15 protein-coding genes are annotated in these 20,845 nt (G+C 31.4%); 9 read left to right on the forward strand and 6 right to left on the reverse strand.

Features of this window, described 5'->3' with window-relative positions:
- Positions 1-10 precede the first annotated feature (10 nt).
- From nagB to LG649_RS03610, 3 genes are all read left to right on the forward strand, one after another.
- Positions 11-1,939: a glucosamine-6-phosphate deaminase gene (nagB, locus tag LG649_RS03600; protein ID WP_226540984.1), complete on the forward strand. Its 1,929-nt coding sequence runs from the start codon at positions 11-13 to the stop codon at positions 1,937-1,939.
- Positions 1,940-2,040: 101 nt separating this feature from the next.
- The gene (locus tag LG649_RS03605) at positions 2,041-4,833 is read left to right on the forward strand and encodes a PAS domain-containing sensor histidine kinase (RefSeq protein WP_226540986.1); all 2,793 of its coding nucleotides are present in this window, start codon (positions 2,041-2,043) and stop codon (positions 4,831-4,833) included.
- A gap of 2 nt (positions 4,834-4,835) precedes the next feature.
- On the forward strand, positions 4,836-5,210 hold the full coding sequence (locus LG649_RS03610) for a response regulator (protein WP_226540988.1): 375 nt from the start codon (positions 4,836-4,838) through the stop codon (positions 5,208-5,210).
- Positions 5,211-5,287: 77 nt separating this feature from the next.
- Here LG649_RS03610 and rpsA read toward each other — a convergent pair whose 3' ends face one another.
- Positions 5,288-7,120 (reverse strand): 30S ribosomal protein S1, encoded by a 1,833-nt coding sequence (rpsA, locus tag LG649_RS03615; RefSeq protein ID WP_226540990.1) that lies wholly within the window; start codon positions 7,118-7,120, stop codon positions 5,288-5,290.
- A 329-nt stretch (positions 7,121-7,449) separates the two neighbouring features.
- On the opposite strand from rpsA, the gene LG649_RS03620 reads away from it, so the two are divergent.
- Positions 7,450-7,830 (forward strand): LysM peptidoglycan-binding domain-containing protein, encoded by a 381-nt coding sequence (locus tag LG649_RS03620; RefSeq protein WP_226541000.1) that lies wholly within the window; start codon positions 7,450-7,452, stop codon positions 7,828-7,830.
- 73 nt (positions 7,831-7,903) lie between these two features.
- Here the strand turns inward: LG649_RS03620 and cmk are convergent, their stop codons facing one another.
- From cmk to LG649_RS03645, 5 genes are all read right to left on the reverse strand, one after another.
- Positions 7,904-8,593 (reverse strand): (d)CMP kinase, encoded by a 690-nt coding sequence (cmk, locus tag LG649_RS03625; protein ID WP_226541001.1) that lies wholly within the window; start codon positions 8,591-8,593, stop codon positions 7,904-7,906.
- Positions 8,594-8,629: 36 nt separating this feature from the next.
- A complete protein-coding gene (gene porQ / locus LG649_RS03630) occupies positions 8,630-9,646 on the reverse strand; it encodes a type IX secretion system protein PorQ (protein WP_226541002.1) in 1,017 nt (338 codons plus the stop codon).
- A 76-nt stretch (positions 9,647-9,722) separates the two neighbouring features.
- Complete coding sequence (locus LG649_RS03635) at positions 9,723-10,265, reverse strand: LysM peptidoglycan-binding domain-containing protein (RefSeq protein WP_226541003.1); 543 nt, start codon at positions 10,263-10,265, stop codon at positions 9,723-9,725.
- A complete protein-coding gene (gene lon / locus LG649_RS03640; RefSeq protein ID WP_226541004.1) occupies positions 10,249-12,699 on the reverse strand; it encodes an endopeptidase La in 2,451 nt (816 codons plus the stop codon). Before lon ends, LG649_RS03635 begins: the two co-directional genes overlap by 17 nt.
- A gap of 160 nt (positions 12,700-12,859) precedes the next feature.
- Entirely contained in the window at positions 12,860-13,510 is a 651-nt protein-coding gene (locus LG649_RS03645; protein WP_226541005.1) for a rhomboid family intramembrane serine protease, read from the reverse strand.
- A 101-nt stretch (positions 13,511-13,611) separates the two neighbouring features.
- On the opposite strand from LG649_RS03645, the gene LG649_RS03650 reads away from it, so the two are divergent.
- The 5 genes from LG649_RS03650 to LG649_RS03670 all read left to right on the forward strand — a co-directional run bounded on the left by LG649_RS03650 (position 13,612) and on the right by LG649_RS03670 (position 20,807).
- Positions 13,612-14,487 (forward strand): lysophospholipid acyltransferase family protein, encoded by an 876-nt coding sequence (locus LG649_RS03650; RefSeq protein ID WP_226541006.1) that lies wholly within the window; start codon positions 13,612-13,614, stop codon positions 14,485-14,487.
- Between the two features lie 219 nt (positions 14,488-14,706).
- Positions 14,707-15,309: a TetR/AcrR family transcriptional regulator gene (locus LG649_RS03655; RefSeq protein ID WP_226541007.1), complete on the forward strand. Its 603-nt coding sequence runs from the start codon at positions 14,707-14,709 to the stop codon at positions 15,307-15,309.
- A gap of 4 nt (positions 15,310-15,313) precedes the next feature.
- A complete protein-coding gene (locus LG649_RS03660) occupies positions 15,314-16,366 on the forward strand; it encodes an efflux RND transporter periplasmic adaptor subunit (RefSeq protein ID WP_226541009.1) in 1,053 nt (350 codons plus the stop codon).
- Positions 16,367-16,369: 3 nt separating this feature from the next.
- The gene (locus LG649_RS03665) at positions 16,370-19,486 is read left to right on the forward strand and encodes an efflux RND transporter permease subunit (protein ID WP_226541011.1); all 3,117 of its coding nucleotides are present in this window, start codon (positions 16,370-16,372) and stop codon (positions 19,484-19,486) included.
- Complete coding sequence (locus tag LG649_RS03670) at positions 19,479-20,807, forward strand: TolC family protein (protein WP_226541013.1); 1,329 nt, start codon at positions 19,479-19,481, stop codon at positions 20,805-20,807. Before LG649_RS03665 ends, LG649_RS03670 begins: the two co-directional genes overlap by 8 nt.
- Positions 20,808-20,845: the final 38 nt, after the last annotated feature.

A 20,845-nucleotide genomic window follows, 5' to 3' on the forward strand; every position in this document is an offset into this window, starting at 1 on the left:
ATTTTATAAAATGCTAAAAAGTAGTACAGACAAAGCTACAGACTTTGAAAAAAGATTTGAAAACGTAAATACCGTAGTTTTCGAAAACTCGACAGCAGCTTCAAAAGCCATTGCTTTAGAAATTGCAGCGTTAATTAAAGACAAGCAATCTAAAAACCAAAATTGCGTATTAGGTTTAGCTACAGGATCTTCACCTAAAGGTTTATATGCCGAATTGGTTAAATTACATAAAGAAGAAGGATTAAGTTTTAAAAATGTAATTGCTTTTAACTTAGACGAATATTATCCAATGGAGCCAGACTCTATTAATAGTTATGTTCGTTTTATGAAAGAATTACTATTTGATCAAGTTGATATTCTTCCTGAAAATTATAATATCCCAGACGGTACATTAGCTAAAGATGCTATTTCTGATTATTGTAACCAATATGAAGCTAAAATTGAAGCTTTAGGAGGAATAGATTTACAAATTTTAGGTATCGGGGGTAACGGACATATCGGATTTAACGAATCAGGTTCTTTGCAAAACTCTAAAACCCGTTTAGTAGCTCTAGATCATATAACAAGAGTTGCTGCAGCAGGCGATTTTTCTGGTTTAAGTAATACGCCTAGAACAGCAATAACTCTTGGTGTTAAAAAAATTATGGAAGCCAAAAAAGTAATTTTAATGGCTTGGGGTGAAGGAAAATCTAATATTATAAAAACATCGGTTGAAGGTACAGTTACAAGTCAAGTTCCGGCTTCGTTTTTACAGCAACATGATAACGCAACATTTGTGCTAGATCAAGCATCAGCATCAAAATTAACTAGAATTAATTCACCTTGGTTAGTTGAAAAAATTGATTGGACCGATAAACTTATTAGAAAAGCCGTTTTAGGTCTAGCTTTAAAAGTTGAAAAACCAATTTTAATGCTTACCGATGCCGATTATATTGAAAACGGTATGAGTGATTTGTTAGCAGATTCTGGTCCTGCTTACGATATTAACATAAAAATATTTAATCAGTTACAAAACACTATTACTGGATGGCCTGGTGGTAAACCAAATGCAGACGACAGTAAAAGACCTGAACGTGCAGAACCAGCAAAAAAACGTGTGCTAATTTTTAGTCCGCACCCAGACGACGATATTATAAGTATGGGAGGAACTTTTATGAGGCTTCAAGAACAAGGACACGAAGTTCACGTTGGGTACCAAACCTCTGGAAACATAGCTGTTGCTGATGCTGAAGCTTTACGTTTTGCCATTTTTGTTTGCGATTACAACAAAAAATTTGGTATAGACAATACTGAAGCAAATAAAATATATGAAAAAGCTGTAGATTTCCTTAAAAATAAAAAAACTAGTGAGGTTGATATACCTGAAGTACGCTACATAAAAGGTATTATTAGAAAGGGTGAAGCACAAGCTACGTGCCATTACGTAGGTTTACCAGATAGTCAAATTCATCATATGAATCTTCCTTTTTATGAAACAGGAAGAGTTGAAAAAAATCCAATAGGTGAAGAAGATATAAAACTTACCATGGATTTAATTGAAAAAATTAAACCTCATCAAATATATGCAGCTGGAGATTTAGCTGATCCACATGGCACACATAAAGTTTGTCTTGATGCTGTTTTTGAAGCTGTAAAACGCCTAAAGCCTAAAAAGTTTATGGACGATTGTTGGTTATGGTTGTATCGTGGCGCATGGCAAGAATGGGATATTAACGAAATAGAAATGGCTGTTCCAATGGGGCCAGATCAAGTCCTAGAAAAGCGCTATGGTATTTTTAAACATCAATCACAAAAAGATGGTGTTGTTTTTCAAGGTACTGATAGTAGAGAATTTTGGCAACGAGCTGAAGATAGAAATAGTGAAACCGCCGAAACTTATAATAAACTAGGTTTAGCACAATATGCTGCCATGGAAGCTTTTGTTAGATGGCATTACTAGACAAATAGTGGTTACTATAAATTAAAACTAAAAATAATCCTACATAATAAGTAGGATTATTTTTTTTATATTTGAGTATAGGTATTACAACACAACAGCCAATGCTAATCTCCAATCTAATTATTTTTTTTCAATGTTTTCTTGTAGTTGCTTTGTTGTGTTACTTATTTTGGAATAGAAAAAAACTTGGGTTAGCCTTTCTTTTTACTGCAATTGGGGTATTTCAGTTTTTACAAATATTTTTAACAAATACATTTTTTGTATCTATTGGCCCTGAAATAATAATATCGCCTGGTACATTTGTATTATTTTATTCTACACTATTCTGCTTACTTTTAGTTTACATATGTGAAGATTTAATTAAGGTACGCTCATTAATTTACGCTATTATTATCGCCAATGTTTTATTAACCGTTTTTCAATATACATTGCGCTTATATAATCTTGATGGTGTTACTACAACAAGTACCAATTTATCATCATTGGATTTCGTAAACTTTAGAGGGGCAATTATAGGTACTTTTTTATTTGTATTAGATTCTGTAATTATTTTTATTCTTTATGAAGTATTTTCTGCAATATTTCGTCATTTATTTTTTAGAATATTCATAACAATGTCTATAGTTCTATTTATAGATAATTTAATTTTCAAAACAGTTGGGTTACAAACAAGTTTAGAAAATTTTGATAAAAGCTATATAATCCCGCCTCTATTGGCGGCTTTTTATAATAGTGTTTTATTCTCTATATACATTTACTTTTTTGAACACTATAAAAAACCTAATAAGGGAAAATCAATAAAAGATATTTATTCATTTATTTTCGAAACAAGTAAATACTTGAACGATCAATATCATTTAAATCAGAAAAATCAACTTATAGAATCTAAACTAATTGATAGTGCAAAACAGTTTGAAATTGCATCAAAAATTGCAAAATTGGGTTACTGGGAATACGATATTGATACACAACACTTCATACTAAACCAGCATTTTTATAACATTCACAAAATAAATATAAACACAGGAGAACCTATAAAAATATCTGTTTCAAGTTATTCTGAAAGATTTATTCCCGAACAATATCAAAAAAGTGTTAACACAAAAATTAAAAATATTTTAGCCATAAACGAGCAAAAATATAACCGTACCATTGAGCATCCTATTATTTATGATGATGGTACCACTGGAATGGTTTCTGTTTCAATTTTTGTTGAAAAATATAAATCTGGAGATTACAAAAAAATATATGGAGTTACTCAAGATATTTCTCATTTAAAAAATATAAAAGATAATCTCAAAATATCTCAAAAACGATTTAAATCTCTGGTTGAAAATGCCGTTGATGCTATTGCCATAATATCAAAAACCGGAAAGCCAATTTATGCTTCGCCTGCAATGTTTAATATTTTAGGTTATAATGAAGACGAATTGAGTAGTCTTGTAATTGAAAAAGATGTACACCCAGACTACATTAAAACTGTATTAAATGCCTTCTCTCTGAGTTTAAAAACCCCAGGTGTAGAAATAACCAAACCACTTTCTAAATGGCGTAGAAAAGACGGAAAATGGATATGGCTTAAAGGTGTATTTAAAAATATGCTACATGATCCGGCCATTAATGGAATTATTGATAATTTTACGGAGGTTACAGATGTTGTAGACTACCAAAACGAGCTTAAAAAACAAACAGAATTACGAGAATTACTTCTTCAAATCTCTACAGACTATATTAATATTCCAACTAAAAATGTTGATGCTGCATTCGATACCGCTTTAAAAGATTTAGGCACATTTGTAAATGCAGATAGAGCATATATATTTAGCTATGATTTTGAAAACAACACATCAACCAATACACACGAATGGGTTGCAGAAGATATAATTCCAGAAATAGATAACCTACAAAACGTCCCTATGGAAGCCTTTGAAGAATGGGTTACCACACATATTAAGGGAGAACACATGTATATAGAAAATGTTGAACACCTCAATAATTTAAAATTAAAAGATATTTTGAGTTCACAAGGCATAAAAAGTTTACTAACTATACCCATTTTTGATAATGGGAATTGTATTGGCTTTTTAGGTTTCGATTCTGTAAAAAAAAGATATCAATATTCTGAAAAAGAGATATTACTCTTAACTTTATTTGCTGAAATGATATGTAACTTTAACAATAGAATTAAGAAAAAAGAAGAAATAAACTCACTTTTAAAGAAAACCACAGAACAAAATCAAAGACTTTTAGATTTCTCTTTTATGATTTCTCATAACATTAGAGCATCGGTAGCCAATATAATAGGACTTACAGATATAATTTATGAAAGTGATAGCAATAATGAATTCTTAGATATGTTAAACGAAAGTGTAACAAAGCTAGATTACACGATAAAAAACATAAGCGATTTATTAAACTTCCAAAACCTAAATAGTTTACTTGAGGTTAAGCCTTACAATGTATTAAACTGCGTTACAAATGTTTTAAGCCAGCTAAATAACATAATTAGGGAAAAACAAATTCAAGTTAATTTAAATATTGAAAAAAATATTTACATAAATGTTATACCCGCTTATTTAGAAAGTATTATTCATAATTTAATTACCAATGCCATAAATTATGGTGTAACAGAAAACAACAAACAAATTAATATAACAGGTAAAACACACCAAAACCATATTACAATTACTATTGAAGATTTTGGCTCAGGTATTGATTTAAGTGATGATGAAAAAAAATTATTTAATTTAGGATCCAGATTTCATACAAGTAGTACAGGACTAGGTTTAGGCCTTTTTACTACTAAAACCTACGTAGAAACTATGGGCGGAGAAATAAAAGTACAAAGCACTTTAAATAAAGGCACTAAATTTATTTTAAATTTTAGGAAGTAAATATGAAGAAAATACTATTGGTTGATGACGATTTAATTTACTTAAAAATAACAACACATATATTAAATAAAAGCTCTGAAAATAAATTTGAAGTATATAGTGCAGATAGTGCAGATACGGCACTACAAATGCTTAATAAAAACTATTTTGATTTTATTTTTTTAGATATAAATATGCCAATAATATCTGGTTGGGAATTCCTTAAGTTATTTAGTGAACAACAATATAACAAATTACCAACTATATTTATTACCTCATCTACAATTGACCCTAAGGAAAAAGAAAAAGCAAGAAACCATGAATTAGTACATAGTTTTATTGAAAAACCTATTACTAACAACATTATATTAAACTTTAAACAAACATTTTTTAATTAATAATAAGCTATTTACATTTTAACAAAAAAAGCCTCGCAAAATTGCGAGGCTTTTTAATTTATAAAATTTACAGGAAATTATGCTTTTCCGTCTAATTTATCTTTAAGTGCTTGTAAAGCGTCGTTAGCATCACCTAATGTTGGTTTAGCTTCGGCAGCAGCAGCTTCTGCTTTTCTAGCAGCTTGCTTAACTATTTTAGCCTCTTCAGCCTTAAATACAGCAGTATGAGATGCAACTACACGTTTAAATTCTTTATTGAATTCAATAATTTTAAACTCTGCACTCTCACCTTTCTTAAGTTTAGTTCCATCTTCTTTCTCTAAGTGACGAGTTGGTACAAAAGCAACGATATCTTCGTTAAACTCTACGGTTGCACCTTTATCAACGATTTCAGAGATTTCAGCAGTATGAACAGTTTCTAAAGCGAAATCCGTTTCATATTTATCCCAAGGGTTTTCAGTTGTTTGTTTGTGACCTAAACTTAATTTACGTCCTTCAACATCTAACTCAAGAACTACAACATCTAATTTATCACCTACAGAACAGAATTCTGATGGGTGCTTAATTTTCTTAGTCCAAGATAAATCAGAGATATAAATTAAACCATCAATACCTTCTTCTAATTCAACAAAAACACCAAAGTTTGTAAAGTTACGTACAACACCTGTGTGCTTAGAACCTAATGGGTATTTAGTTGTAATATCTGTCCATGGGTCTGGGTGTAATTGCTTAATACCTAAAGACATTTTACGATCTTCTCTATCTAAAGTTAAGATAACCGCTTCTACTTCATCACCAACAGCTACGAAATCTTGAGCAGAACGTAAGTGTGTAGACCAAGACATTTCAGAAACGTGAATTAATCCTTCAACACCATCTGCAACCTCAATAAATGCACCGTAATCTGCAATTACAACAACTTTACCTTTTACTTTATCGCCAACAGCAACAGTATCAGCTAAAGCTTCCCAAGGGTGCTTGCTTAATTGTTTTAAACCTAATTGGATTCTTGATTTATCTTCATCAAAATCAAGGATTACAACATTAAGTTTTTGATCTAATTCTACGATTTCGTTAGGGTGGTTAATACGAGACCAAGAAAGATCTGTAATATGTACTAAACCATCTACACCACCAAGGTCGATAAATACACCGTAAGAAGTAATGTTTTTAACAACACCTTCTAATACTTGACCTTTTTCTAATTGACCAATAATTTCTTTCTTTTGCTCTTCAATATCAGCCTCAATAAGTGCTTTATGAGAAACAACAACGTTTTTAAATTCGTGGTTAATTTTAACAACCTTGAATTCCATTGTTTTATTTACGTATTGGTCGTAATCTCTAATTGGTTTAACATCAATTTGAGAACCTGGTAAGAATGCTTCGATACCGAATACATCCACAATCATACCACCTTTAGTTCTACATTTAACGAAACCATTAACGATTTCACCTGTTTCGTGTGCTTTATTAACTCTATCCCAAGCTTTGATTACACGAGCCTTACGGTGTGATAATACTAATTGTCCTGTTGCATCTTCACGCACATCAATTAATACTTCTACTTTATCACCAACAGCTAAGTTAGGGTTGTAACGAAATTCGTTTAAAGAAATTACACCTTCAGATTTTGCGTTAATGTCAATAATTGCATCGCGATCTGTAATGTGAATTACTGTACCTTCAACAACTTCATCATCTAAAGTGTCTACAAAGTTTTCAGCAACTAACTTTTCAAATTCTTTTAATTGTAAATCATCAACCTCATCAATACCCTCTTGGTAATTGTGCCAGTTAAATTCTTTTAAGAATTTTTCTGGGTTTGCTTGAGCTTCAGATACAACTGGAGTTTCTTCTTTTTTTGCTTCAGTAGATTCTACTTGAGCTTCTTGTGCTTTTTCAGCCATTTAATTAATTTTTGCAAGTTTGCTTTAATTTTTAAAGTATGACTTACATTTTGTATTCTGCATGCTACGGAAGATTTAAGCGACTGACACACAGAAGTGTTATTACTTATTTTATAACTAATTTCCTTTTATCTTTTCCGTTGATTCGCTAAAAGGAGTGCAAAAATACAAACATTAAACTTAATTACCTAATTATGAGGCATTAAATTAAATGTGACTTTTTCTAGTTTTTTGTATCTTAATATTGAAGAGAAACTTAATTTTTATTTAAGTTATTCTTTTTAAAAATTCATTATATTTAAACTTAAATTAATTAAAAATCTTACAAAATGGCAGTAAAACAAAAATATCAAGCAGTATTAGATTTAGGGGAAGAATTAAGCATTAAAAACGGAGACGTATCTGTTGAAGGTGATGTTTTAAAAATTAAAGGAACCGCTAATACGCAATACGAAAAAAACCTAATTTGGGATAAAATTAAAGAAATTGGAGGGCAAGAACCATCTGATATCATGGCAAACATTGGCGTTGAAGATGAAACCGTTTTTCATAGACATACTGTAAAAAGTGGTGAAACTTTAGGTAAAATTGCTAAGCATTATTATGGAGATGCTATGAAATACAAAGCTATTTTTGAAGCTAATACATCTATTTTAAGTAATCCAGATGTTATTCACCCAGACCAAGAATTGGTTATTCCTAACTTATAATAAAGTTTTATATTACTAAAAAAGCGAACCCTAATTGGTTCGCTTTTTTTATGTTTATTGTTAATCAAAGCTTTTAATTTGAAATTGTTTGATTTACTAGCTTTAAAATTTCTTCAAACTGCTCTTTTAATGTCATGTTAGAGTTATCGAACTTTATAGCTTCATCGGCTTTGACTAACGGTGAATCTTTTCTGTTTGAATCAATATAATCGCGTTCTTGTACATTTTTTAATACTGCTTCGTATTCAATTTTATCACCACGTTCAATAAGTTCGTCGTATCGTCTTTGGGCTCTGGTTTCTGCCGAAGCTGTCATAAATAACTTTAACTCTGCATCTGGAAATACAACGGTTCCAATATCGCGACCATCCATAACAACACCTTTATCCTTTCCCATGTTTTGTTGTTGTTCTACTAACTTTTTTCGAACTTGAGACACGGCTGCTACTTGGCTAACAAAACTTGAAACTTCTAGTGTTCTAATTTGTTTTTCAATATTTTCATTATTTAAATAAACCTCTGCAAAGCCTTTATCTTCATTAAACTTAAAGCTAATTGTAATTTTAGGTAAATCGCTAATTAAAGCTTCGGTATTAAATATTTCTTTATTTATTAAACCTTTTTGCATAGCATAATAAGTTACCGCACGATACATAGCGCCTGTATCTACATACACATACCCTAAATGTTTTGCTAGTTGTTTTGCCACGGTACTTTTTCCTGTTGATGAAAAGCCGTCTATGGCTATTGTTATTTTTTTCATATTGATTAATAGTAAGGCAAAAATACAATAAGATATTTATTGTAAATCTATTTGAATACCAAAAAAGTTTGTATTGGCTGCACTAGCATATTTTGCATGTGTGTAACTAAAACGCATTCTATTCATTTTTAATGAAAACCCTGCAGAAAAACCTGAAAAATTACGCTGATCTTCAATTCTTAGCTCTTCGCCTCTTCTAAAATTATATCCCAATCGAATATTGAATCCGCCTTCAGGAAATAATTCTGCTCCAATTATTGTGTGTCTTATTATTTCACTTAAAAAACCTACTTTCTCTTCAGTTTCGTTTCCATTTAAATCGCTGGATGTTCGTGCCGGGTTTGAAAATGCAATTGGCCATTGTTGTAAATTCTCTAAAGTTAAATGCCATCTTAAAGGCACATTTTCTAATTTTTGAGACATCCCCAAAGCCACTTCAAATGGCAACGATTCTTTTAAGCCTGCATAAGTAGTTATTTGTGTACCAAAATTTCTAACAACCAATGCTGCATTAAAATCTAGAGATTCATCAATATATATTACACCTAAATCCACAGCTGTTCCAAAGGATGTATATTGTTCAAGTTTAGATGTGATTAGTTTTAAATTACCGCCAAAATAAAAATCGGAGTAACCTATTTGTAAGGCATAACCTAAAGATAATGCTGTTTCGTTTCCAGAAAAGGTTCCTGTGGAATTACCATCTTCATCATATCCATCAAATGTACCATAATTAATATATGTAACACCTGCATGAAAGGTTTGTGTACGCCTATCAACAGTATAAGCGTAGGCTGCTGTACCATAACCAATGCCCCCTAAATAACTTACATAATTTAAAGCTAATTGATTATCCATCTCTACATTTATAGTTGCTGGATTATAAAGTGCTTGGGTAACATCGTAATCTACATTAGTTAGAACTTTACCACCTAATGCTGCTTGACGTGGAGAAGAAACTAAATTTAAAAATTGATACGTATCCTCTCCCCCTATTTGAGCATAGGAAAACGTATGAATTAATAAACAAAGTAGGGTTATTTTTCTCAGCATATTTACATTGCAAAGTAACTAAAACTATAGTAAAACGTAGATATGCATTTTTTATTTTTTTTAACAGTAGCTAATTCTATTTTAATTTTAGCTTTTGGCCAACAAAAATATTATTATCCTTTAGGTTATTTAATACCTTTAATTTCTTTACTGTTAATCCTGTATTTACAGAAACTCTGTATAATGTTTCTCCTGGTTTAACAACCCAAATAGATTCGTTTAAAGTTTCTTTATTTGAAGAAGATATTTCGGTTTGATTAAAATTTCTAACACGAAGTTTTTGACCTGTATTAACTAACGTAGTTTGCAAGTTATTACCTGCCTGAATTTCTTTTAAACTTAAGCCATATTGTGTTGCAATGTCTACTAATTTTTCATTTTCTTGAACTATATGAAAATTTAAACGCTCCAGGGAATAATCTAAATGCTTTCGAGTGGCATCTACAATAGAGTCTTGACCATTCTCTCCTACCAAAATAAACTCGCCTGTAGCTAAGTTTAAACGAGCAGGTTTGCCATTTAAAAGTACATCTTTATATGAAGTTCTTGTTTGCGCTTGTAAACCAAAACAAACACAAACAAGAATAATAAAAATTTTAAACCTATAGTTTTTTAGCATTTTTTACTTTTTGATTTGTCAATGCTAATTTAATAACATCGCTCATATCTGTAACGTAATGAAAAGTTAAGCCTGTTAAATACTCTGGTTTTATTTCTTCAATATCTCTACGGTTGTCTTCACAAAGTAAAATTTCTTTTATCCTGGCCCGTTTAGCAGCTAGAATTTTTTCTTTTATTCCTCCTACTGGTAAAACTTTTCCACGAAGCGTAATTTCACCTGTCATAGCTATGCTTTTTTTAACCTTACGTTGCGTATACAAGGACACTAAAGATGTTAACATAGTAACACCAGCACTTGGGCCATCTTTTGGTGTTGCCCCTTCTGGTACGTGAATATGGACATTATATTTCCCAAAAACTTCCGGATCTATACCAAATTCTTCTGCATTTGCTTTAATATATTCCATGGCAATGGTTGACGACTCTTTCATTACCTTACCTAAATTTCCAGTAATGGTTAATGCGCCTTTTCCTTTTGATAAAATAGATTCAATAAATAAAATATCGCCACCAACTCGTGTCCATGCTAAACCTGTTACAACACCAGCTACATTGTTATTTTCATATTTGTCGCGTTCTAATTTTGGGCCACCTAAAACTTCAATAACATCTTCGTTTGTAACTTTTATGTTATAGTCTTCCTCCATAGCAATATTTTTTGCGGCAAAACGCACCATTTTTGCTATTTGTTTATCAAGACCACGTACACCAGATTCTCGTGTATAACCTTCCACAATTTTTTCTAGTTGTGCTTTACCAATTTTTAAATCTTTGGTTGTTAAACCATGCTCTTTTAATTGTTTTGGTAATAAATGGCGTCTGGCTATTTCTACTTTTTCTTCAATAGTGTAACCTGTTACATTTATAATTTCCATACGGTCTAACAATGCCGGCTGTATGGTTGATAAACTGTTTGAAGTTGCGATAAACATAACTTTAGATAGGTCGTAACCCATTTCTAAAAAGTTATCGTAAAACTCACTGTTTTGTTCAGGATCTAAAACTTCTAGCATAGCAGAAGATGGATCGCCTTGATGTGAATTTGATAATTTATCTATCTCATCTAACACAAAAACTGGGTTTGATGTTCCTGCCTTTTTTAAACTTTGAATAATACGCCCTGGCATGGCACCAATATAAGTTTTTCTGTGTCCGCGAATTTCGGCCTCGTCACGTAAACCACCAAGCGATATACGTACATACTCACGCCCTAAAGCTTCTGCTATAGATTTTCCTAAAGATGTTTTACCAACTCCTGGAGGACCATAAAGACATAATATTGGCGATTTCATATCGTTTCGCAGTTTTAAAACCGCTAAATATTCAATTATTCTGCGCTTTACATCTTCTAAACCAAAATGATCGCGATCTAGAATTTTCATAGCGCGTTTTAAATCGAATTTATCTTTACTAAACTCATTCCAAGGTAAATCTAAAAACAGCTCTAAGTAATTTCTTTGGATGGAATATTCGGCTACTTGAGGGTTCATACGCTGTAGCTTAGCAATTTCTTTATCAAAATGCTTACCTACTTTTTCGTCCCATTGCTTATCTTTTGCCTTGGCTTTCATCTCATCAATTTCTTGATCGTGGCTAACGCCTCCCAATTCTTCTTGAATGGTTTTCATTTGTTGATGCAAGAAATATTCGCGCTGTTGCTGGTTCATATCCATTTGAACCTTCGATTGAATATCGTTTTTCAATTCTAATTTTTGAAACTCAACATTCATGTATTTTAAAGTAGCTAAAGCACGCAACTTTAAATCATTCATTTCTAACAAACTCTGTTTTTCATCTACAGTTAAATTCATGTTAGATGATACAAAGTTTACCAAAAACGAATTGCTTTCAATATTTTTTATGGCAAATGAAGCCTCGCTAGGTATGTTTGGACTTTCTTTTATTATTTCTAAAGCTAAGTCTTTAATAGAATCTATTATTGCTGTAAATTCCTTGTTTTTTACGGCAGGTTTAGCCTCAGGAATGTCTCTAATAGTAGCATTCATGTATGGTTCTTCGGTTAAAACCTCGGCTACTTTAAATCGTTTTTTACCTTGAATAATTACTGTAACATTACCATCTGGCATTTTTAAAACACGTAATATTCTAGCAACAGTACCTGTTTCATGAATTTCTTTTGCTGATGGGTTTTCAACAGATTCATCCTTTTGAGCTACAACACCAATAACTTTTCCACCTTTATTGGCATCGTTTATTAATTTTATAGATTTATCTCGTCCTGCAGTAATTGGAATTACCACTCCAGGAAATAATACAGTATTTCTTAACGATAAAATTGGTAAAGTTTCAGGTAATTCCTCGTTGTTTATAGCTTCTTCATCTTCGGGCGTCATTAAAGGAATTAATTCTGAATTTTCATCGAATTCCTGAAGTGACAAACTGTCAAGGGTTGTAAATTTAGATTTTTTCATATATACATAATAGGTCAATCTGTCATTAAAAACTAAATTGATCTTAATTTTTATTACACAATAAATAATTAAATATACTGAATTTCAACAACTTAATTAATAGTATTAGCTCAGTATTACAGCTATAAACTCAATTGCTATGCCACAATTAAATTACTATTTACATTTTACCCATTTTACGAAGTACAAATAAAATAAGTATAGGAATAGCTAATAAAATCACCATTAATAAATTAGTACTAAAAAGCCATGGAGATAATATTAATGTAATTAAATATCCGCCAACTGCACCACCAAAATGCGCATCGTGCCCAATATTACCTAATCGGTTTTTCATCCCATATATAGAGTATAATAAATAACCGACACCAAATATATAAGCAGGAATGGGTATAGGTATAAAATACATGTATAAACTCATTCCTGGATGCAATAAAATTGCAGAGTAAATAATACCCGAAACGGCCCCACTAGCTCCTACAGCGCTATAATGGTACTCGCTTTTATGAAAATACACCGAAAGTAAACTACCTAACACTAAACTAACAAAATATACAATTAAAAATTTTACCGTTCCTAATGATGCTATTACAGCATCAGCAAAAAAGTAAAGTGATAACATATTAAATAATAAGTGTTGTGTATTGGCATGTAAAAAGCCTGAACTTACTAAACGTATTTGCTCACCACGATTAATAGAACCTACGTGTAGTTTATATTTTTCGAAAAAACTATAATCGTTAAAACCTTTATATGAAATTAAGGCATTAGCTGCTATTAAAATTATTGTAATCAAATCTAATTTTCCCATAGTTTTTTTATTGTTATACTTCTTTAATTTTCGTTATGAGTAATCGCAATTCAAATGAAAAAATTGCTGTATTTTTGCAGGTACAAATCTAAAACTAATTCATGCAATTTTTAGCATATATTCTGGTTTATCCGCTTTTATGGATAATTTCAATTTTACCTTTTAAGCTTCTTTACTTTGTTTCCGACTTGCTGTACATTTTACTTTATCGGGTTTTTGCTTATCGTAAAAAAGTGGTTTTAAATAACTTAAAATTAGTTTTTCCAGATAAATCTAATCCTGAAATACAGCGTATTACAAAAGCCTTTTACCACCATTTATGTGATATGATTGTTGAAGCTATTAAATCTATGACTATTTCTGAATTAGAAATGAAAAAGCGCTTCACCTTTACCAATGTAGAACTTTTACAAGAAATTGAAACACAAAACCGAAGCGTTATTTTAATGTGCGCACATTATGCAAGTTGGGAATGGATTTTTATACTACAAACACTTATTAAATCGCGCGGAAACGCAGTTTACAAACAACTCGCTAATAAACATTTTGATAAACTTGTAAAGCGTATTCGTGCTAAATACAATAGTTATTTAGTTACAACAAAAGACATTATACCTACTTTAATTAAAGAAAAAAAACAAGGTATATTATCTGTAAATGGCTTTGCTTCCGATCAATCTCCTAAACGTAACAAAGCTTTTCATTGGCAAAAATTTATGGGTATTGAAGTTCCCGTCCATACAGGAGCAGAAATGTTAGCAAAAAAACTGGATATGACAGTAGTTTTTATGAAGGTAACCAAATTAAAACGTGGTTTTTATCAATGTACATTTAAAACTATTACCGAAAACCCAAAAGACATTAACAACTACGGAATAACAGACAAGTTTTTAAAACTTGTTGAAGAACAGATAACAGAAGCTCCTGAATATTATTTATGGACACATAAACGCTGGAAGCACGCCCGTAAACACTAATATTCTTCAATGCATGTAATTACTCTTCTACTTTAATTACAAAATAACACTAAAACACAAATAATCAGATAATTACAAAATTTAGTGTGAGCTAAAATTTAACTTAACATAAATATTGAGGCTCTATTAAAAAAATAATTTTTTGTTAAATAAATTATTTACACCTCATGTTTAGACAAATTTCATATTTTTGTCGAAAATTAAACACTTTTAAATAAAATGTCGAAAAACCAAAAAGACGAATTTGTAAAAAGTCAAATTATGGAAGCCTCTAAAACTGTGTTTCAAAAACATGGTTTTCGCAAAGCTAACATGGGGCTTATTGCAAAAGCATCTGGAAAAGGCAGAAGTACGCTTTATTACTATTACAAAAATAAAGAAGATGTTTTTCAAGCATTCATGGAAGACTTCAATGAAACACTAATAAAAAGCTGTAAAACAAGAATTACCAAAAACAATTCTATTGAAGAAAACCTATCTATATACGCTAATGAGCATGTAACACATTTAAAAAATGCTGCAAAAACTTATGAAGCCATTTTAAACGATTTAAAACAAGGTGAAGATTTTGTTTCTGCAATTGCAATTAAATTAAGAAAACAAGATATAGAAATTATAAAAACATGTTTGAAATGGGCTATAGAAAAAGAAGAAATAATTACTATCGATGAAGAAAATTTAAACTTTTTAGCAACTATAATTGTTACAACAAGCGACAATACAAAAAAAGAGTTTTTTATATATGAAACCTTTAAAGGAGATATAGAAACAAAAATAAACTGGATAAATCAACTTTTAATAAAATCGTTAAAAACCATATAACAAAATGATAAATAAACAATTTTTATACACTATTCTTTTGGGGCTTATTTTAACCTCTTGTAAAGAACAAAAAACAACTAAAACCATAAACCCAATTGGGGTTAGCATAATTACAATTACACCCGGAACTAATAGTAATAATACAGAAAAGTACCCAGGAATTATAAAACCCATTAAAACATCAAACGTTAGTTTTCAAGTTGCAGGAGATATAACTAAACTAAATGTTAACCTAGGCGACTATGTAAAAAAGGGACAAATTTTAGCCAATATAGATCCATCAATCTATAAAGCTCAATTTGAAGCGAATAAAGCTCAAGCTAACTTAGCTAAAGAAAACTTTACACGTATAAATAGTGTGTATCAAAAAGGAAGTATTGCAGAAATACGAATGATTGAAGCAAAATCTAATTACGAGCAAGCACAATCTGCTTTAAACGCTTCAAGTAAAAACCTAAGCCACACAAGTTTAGTAGCTCCTTTTAGCGGCTATATAACCAAAAAGGAAATGGAAACTGGCGATATAGCTTCTCCAGGAATGCCAGTTCTTGAATTAGTTGATCTATCTAAGGTTCAAGCCATAATTTCATTATCAGATAAAGAAATAAACTTATATAAAACAGGTAGCGAAGCAAAAATTTATGTACCTAACCTTAACAAAGAATTTACGGGTAAACTTACAGAAATTGCTGTACAAGCAGAAACCTCAACTCCTGTATACACAGCAAAAATAACTATTGATAATCCTAATAGCATCTTAAAGCCCGGAATGACATGTACTAACGTAATTCAAAATTTATCTAAAGATATTGATAACGCTGTAAATCAATTCATCAAACTACCTGTAGATGTAGTTTCTATAACCAACGAAGGCAAAAATTTTGTATATGTTGTAAATAATGAAAATAATTCTGCAGAACGTAAATTGGTTGAAGTTGGCAAATTATATAATGATGGTATTGAAATTAAAAAGGGCCTAAAATTAGGCGATAAAGTAATTACTTCCGGCTACCATAAATTAACCAACAACACTCCAATTAAAATTTTAACGCAATAAAAAATGAAACAAAAAGGTTCACTTATTGAATGGGGAATGAAAAACACGGCTTTCCCCATAGCGCTTGCTTTGGTGTTTTTATTTATAGGTATTCTTGGGCTAGCCAACATGTCTAGAAATGAGTTTCCAGATTTTACTATTAGAACAGGGCTTGTTGTTGGTATATATCCGGGAGCCAGTGCCGAAGAAGTAGAAGAACAACTTACCACTAAGCTAGAAGAATATTTATTTAGCTACAACCAAATTGATAAAGCAAAAACCTACTCGTATTCGCAAGAAGGCAGAAGCTATGTTTATGTGGAAGTTGCTAACAGAGTAGATAAATACGAAACACAACAGTTCTGGAACAGATTAAAAAACGATTTATTTGTATTTCAGCAAATATCGTTACCTCCAGAAGTTCAAGGTGTTATAGTAAATAGCGATTTTGGTAATACAGCTGCCATGATTTTGGCTGTAGAGTCTAAAGACAGACCATACAAAGACTTACAACGTCATGCCGAAGAAATTATAGACGATTTAAGAGGCATTGATGAAATGGCTAAAATTAGTTTTTCCGGAAGCATAAAGGAGCAAATAGCTGTATATGTTGACCAAAATAAATTAGCAGAATACGCCATAAGTCCTGGCATGCTAACGCAAAGTTTAAATGCTCAAGGCGCTATAAAACCTGCAGGCGATTTAGAATCGGTAACCATAGATTACCCAATACACATTAATCCATCGTTCAATAATATTGCAGATATTGCTCAACATATTATTACTTCAGATGAAAACGGAAACGTTATAAGAATAAGCGATGTTGCCGATGTAAAACGTGAGTATAATGATCCGGATTCCTACATTCAAAGCAATGGTACAAAAAGCATTATTATTACTTTAGAAATGGCTAAAGGCAATAACATTGTACAATTTGGAGATGAAATTGAAGAACATATTTCTAAACTTAAGCAAGATTTACCTCAAGACATTAAAATAAATGTAATTGCAGATCAACCTGAAGCTGTAAACCACTCCATTGCACATTTTATGAAAGAGTTTGGTTATGCCCTTATGGGTGTAATTTTAGTAAGTATGCTTTTGCTACCTTTTCGTGTGGCATCTTTAGCTGCCGCTACAATTCCTATTACCATTGCATCAACACTTGCCGTTATGTATTTGCTAAATATGGAACTAAACACAGTTACCCTAGCCGCTTTAATTGTAGTTTTAGGTATTGTGGTAGATGATCCTATTGTGGTTATAGATAATTACATTGAAAAACTAGACGAAGGTAAAACACGCTGGGAAGCTGCCTTAGAAAGTGCTACCGAACTGTTTCCATCTGTATTTACTGCTACCCTAGCAATTTCAGCTACCTTTTTCCCGCTTATGTTTTTTATGAGCGGAACAGCGAAAGACTTTTTAAGTACATTTCCATGGACAATATCTATAGCGCTATTCCTTTCATTAACCATATCTATTTTATTAGTACCGCATTTAAATACTGTTTTTATTAAAAAAGGACTTCATGCCGATAAAAAAGAAGGCGAAGAACATAAAAAATCGATGCTAGATCGTATTCAAACTTTCTTCAACAATAGCGTTAATAAAGCTATGGAGCATTACAGAATTACGGTTTTAGCTGGTGTTCTTTCTATTGTTTTAGGGTTAGTCTTATTTTCAAACGTAAGCCAAGAATTATTTCCCATAGTTGAAAGAAATCAATTTGCTGTAGAAGTTAATTTAAATAAAGCTAGCAACTTAGAAGAAACAGCTAAAGTTGTAAATGAATTCGAAAAAGTACTCGCTAAAGATGAACGTGTGGTTAACTACACAAGTTTTATAGGCGAAAGTTCTCCAAGATTCCACATGGTTTATGCACCTAATTTACCAGCAAAAAACTATGCACAAATTTTGGTAACAACTACCTCTGATGATGCTACAGAAGAAGTTTTAAAAGAATACGACCAAAAATATGCAAACATGTTCCCGAATGCATATTTACGAATGAAGCAATTAAACATGGTTGGTAAACCTGCACCTATTGAAATTAAACTATATGGTGATAACATTGCGGAAATTAAAAAGTATGGCGATTCCATAATAAACTTAGCAAGACAAACACCACAAACCATTTGGTCTAGAACCGATTTTGGAGAAGTGTACAATAAAGTTGGTATAAAAATAAAAGAACAACAATTAGCACAAGCCGGATTAACCAAAACCGATATAGCAAATACTATTGCTATGAATACCGAAGGTTTACAGGCTACACAAATTTACGATGATAATTACGCTATAAATGTAAAAGTAAAATCTAAAACAGATAAAGCGCAAACTATATCAGAGTTAAATCAACTTTCTGTTATTGTACCTTCTACTGGTAAAAACATTCCGTTAACTCAAGTAGCAGAAATAAAAGCAGACTGGGGACAAGAGCAAATTGTAAGGCAAAATGGTATGCGCTGCTTAACCGTTAGAGTAGATATTGAAAAAGGTGCCGTTGCCAACGTAGTATTAGAAAAAATTAAACCAAAATTAGAAGAACTTAACATTCCGGACCACATTACTGTAGATTATGGTGGAGAATTCGAGATGTCTCAAGAAAATCTTGTACCAATGGGAATTTCTCTACTAGTTAGCGTTGTACTAATCGTACTTATACTTATCTGGCATTTTAAATCGTTTAAACACGCTATTTTAAGTTTTATAACAATGCCTTTAAGTATTTTAGGAGCCGCTTTAGGGTTACTGCTTATGCAATATCCATTTGGTTTCACTTCATTCTTAGGCATCTTAGCATTATGTGGTATTGTAGTACGAAACGGTATTATTTTAATAGATTATGCCGATGAGCTTCACCTCCACCATGGTAAAACATTTAAAGAAGCTGCTATTTTATCTGCAGAACGCAGAATGCGTCCAATATTTTTAACATCGGCTGCCGCTGCGGTTGGTGTAACACCAATGATAATTAGTCGCTCTAGTCTTTGGGGACCACTTGGTACTGTAATTGCCTTTGGTTTATTAGTATCTATGGTATTAACATTATATGTATTACCAATTTTATATTGGATATTTTTTAGAGGAGATGAAGACAAAACTGAACAAGAACAAAATATTGAAAACCATGAGTAACACATATAAATTAGCATATTTATCTACTAGCGTTTTTATTGTCTTTCTATTATTTAACACAGTTACTGTTAATGCACAAGAGAAACAATTAAAACTAGACGATTTAAAAAAGAAAGCGCTACAATACAGTAGAAGTATAAAAAACGATTCACTTTTAATAAAAAAAGCAGAATTTGTTAAGCAAGAAGCTTTTGATAATTATTTTCCAGAAGTTTCAGCAAATGCATTTGCTGTTCAAGCTTTTGATTATTTAGTACCTGAAATACCAACCTATTTGCCCGACGGTATTGAGAATATATATTCTGTAGGCGCTACAGCAACACAAGCCGTTTATGCAGGAGGCAAAGTAAGACTTGGCAATAAGCTAGCTGAATTACAATTAGAAGCTAGAAAAATTGGTCATGAAACTACTATAGATTCTGTTATGTTTAATACAGAATTAAAGTTTTGGCAGCTAATACAGTTACAAGAGCAACAAAAAGTATTACAAGCAGGTAAAACGTATGTTAACGAACTTTTAAAACAACAACAGGACTTACTAGATGCTGGGTTAATATCTGAAAGCCAAATGCTACAAGTAAATGTTGAAAAAAGTAATATTCTGGTTAACGAATTAGAACTTGCTAATTTTAGAAAAATTGCACTTTTAGATTTAGCTTTATATGTAGGAATACCTTTTGACACTACTATGGTAGCCACAAGCAGTATTAATGAAGAGGCTTTTTCATCGGCAATTTTAGATAACAATTTAACTATTGATTTAGCTAGCAACAATCTATATCAACTTTCTCAAAAACAAGTAAGTGCTGCCGAATTGCAAGTTAAAAATGAAAAATCGAATTTATTACCACAAGTTGCCGTGGGCGTAAACGCAGTAAAAGTAGGTACTTTTAACAATGCTTTTGATATGGATATACAACCCATTGCTTTTGGTACAGTAACCATACCTATTTCTGCATTCTGGGGAAAAGAAAAAAAGAAAATTCGCCAAAAAGAAGTGGATTTACAAATTGCTGAAAATAATTTACATGATGTTGAAGATCAATTAACAAAATACATTACCAAAAATTGGTACGATTTACAAACAGCAAACAAACAAATTCAATATGCAAAAGACAAACTTACTTTTGCCAACAAAAACCTTGAAGCTCAACGTGATAATTACAATAGTGGTTTAAACAATTTAACCGATTTATTAAACGCAAGACAAACTCAAGAAGAAGCCGAAGCTAGCTTAATAAGCGCTATTGCTAATTTTAAACAAAAAGAAGCGACTTACTTATACAGCACAAACCAAATTGAAATTCCGGTTTTAGATTAATAGCAAATAATCGTTCCAAAAAAAAAAGGCTATAAACA

Origin of the sequence: Neotamlana laminarinivorans, from assembly GCF_020523925.1 — a bacterium.
GTDB lineage: Bacteria > Bacteroidota > Bacteroidia > Flavobacteriales > Flavobacteriaceae > Neotamlana > Neotamlana laminarinivorans.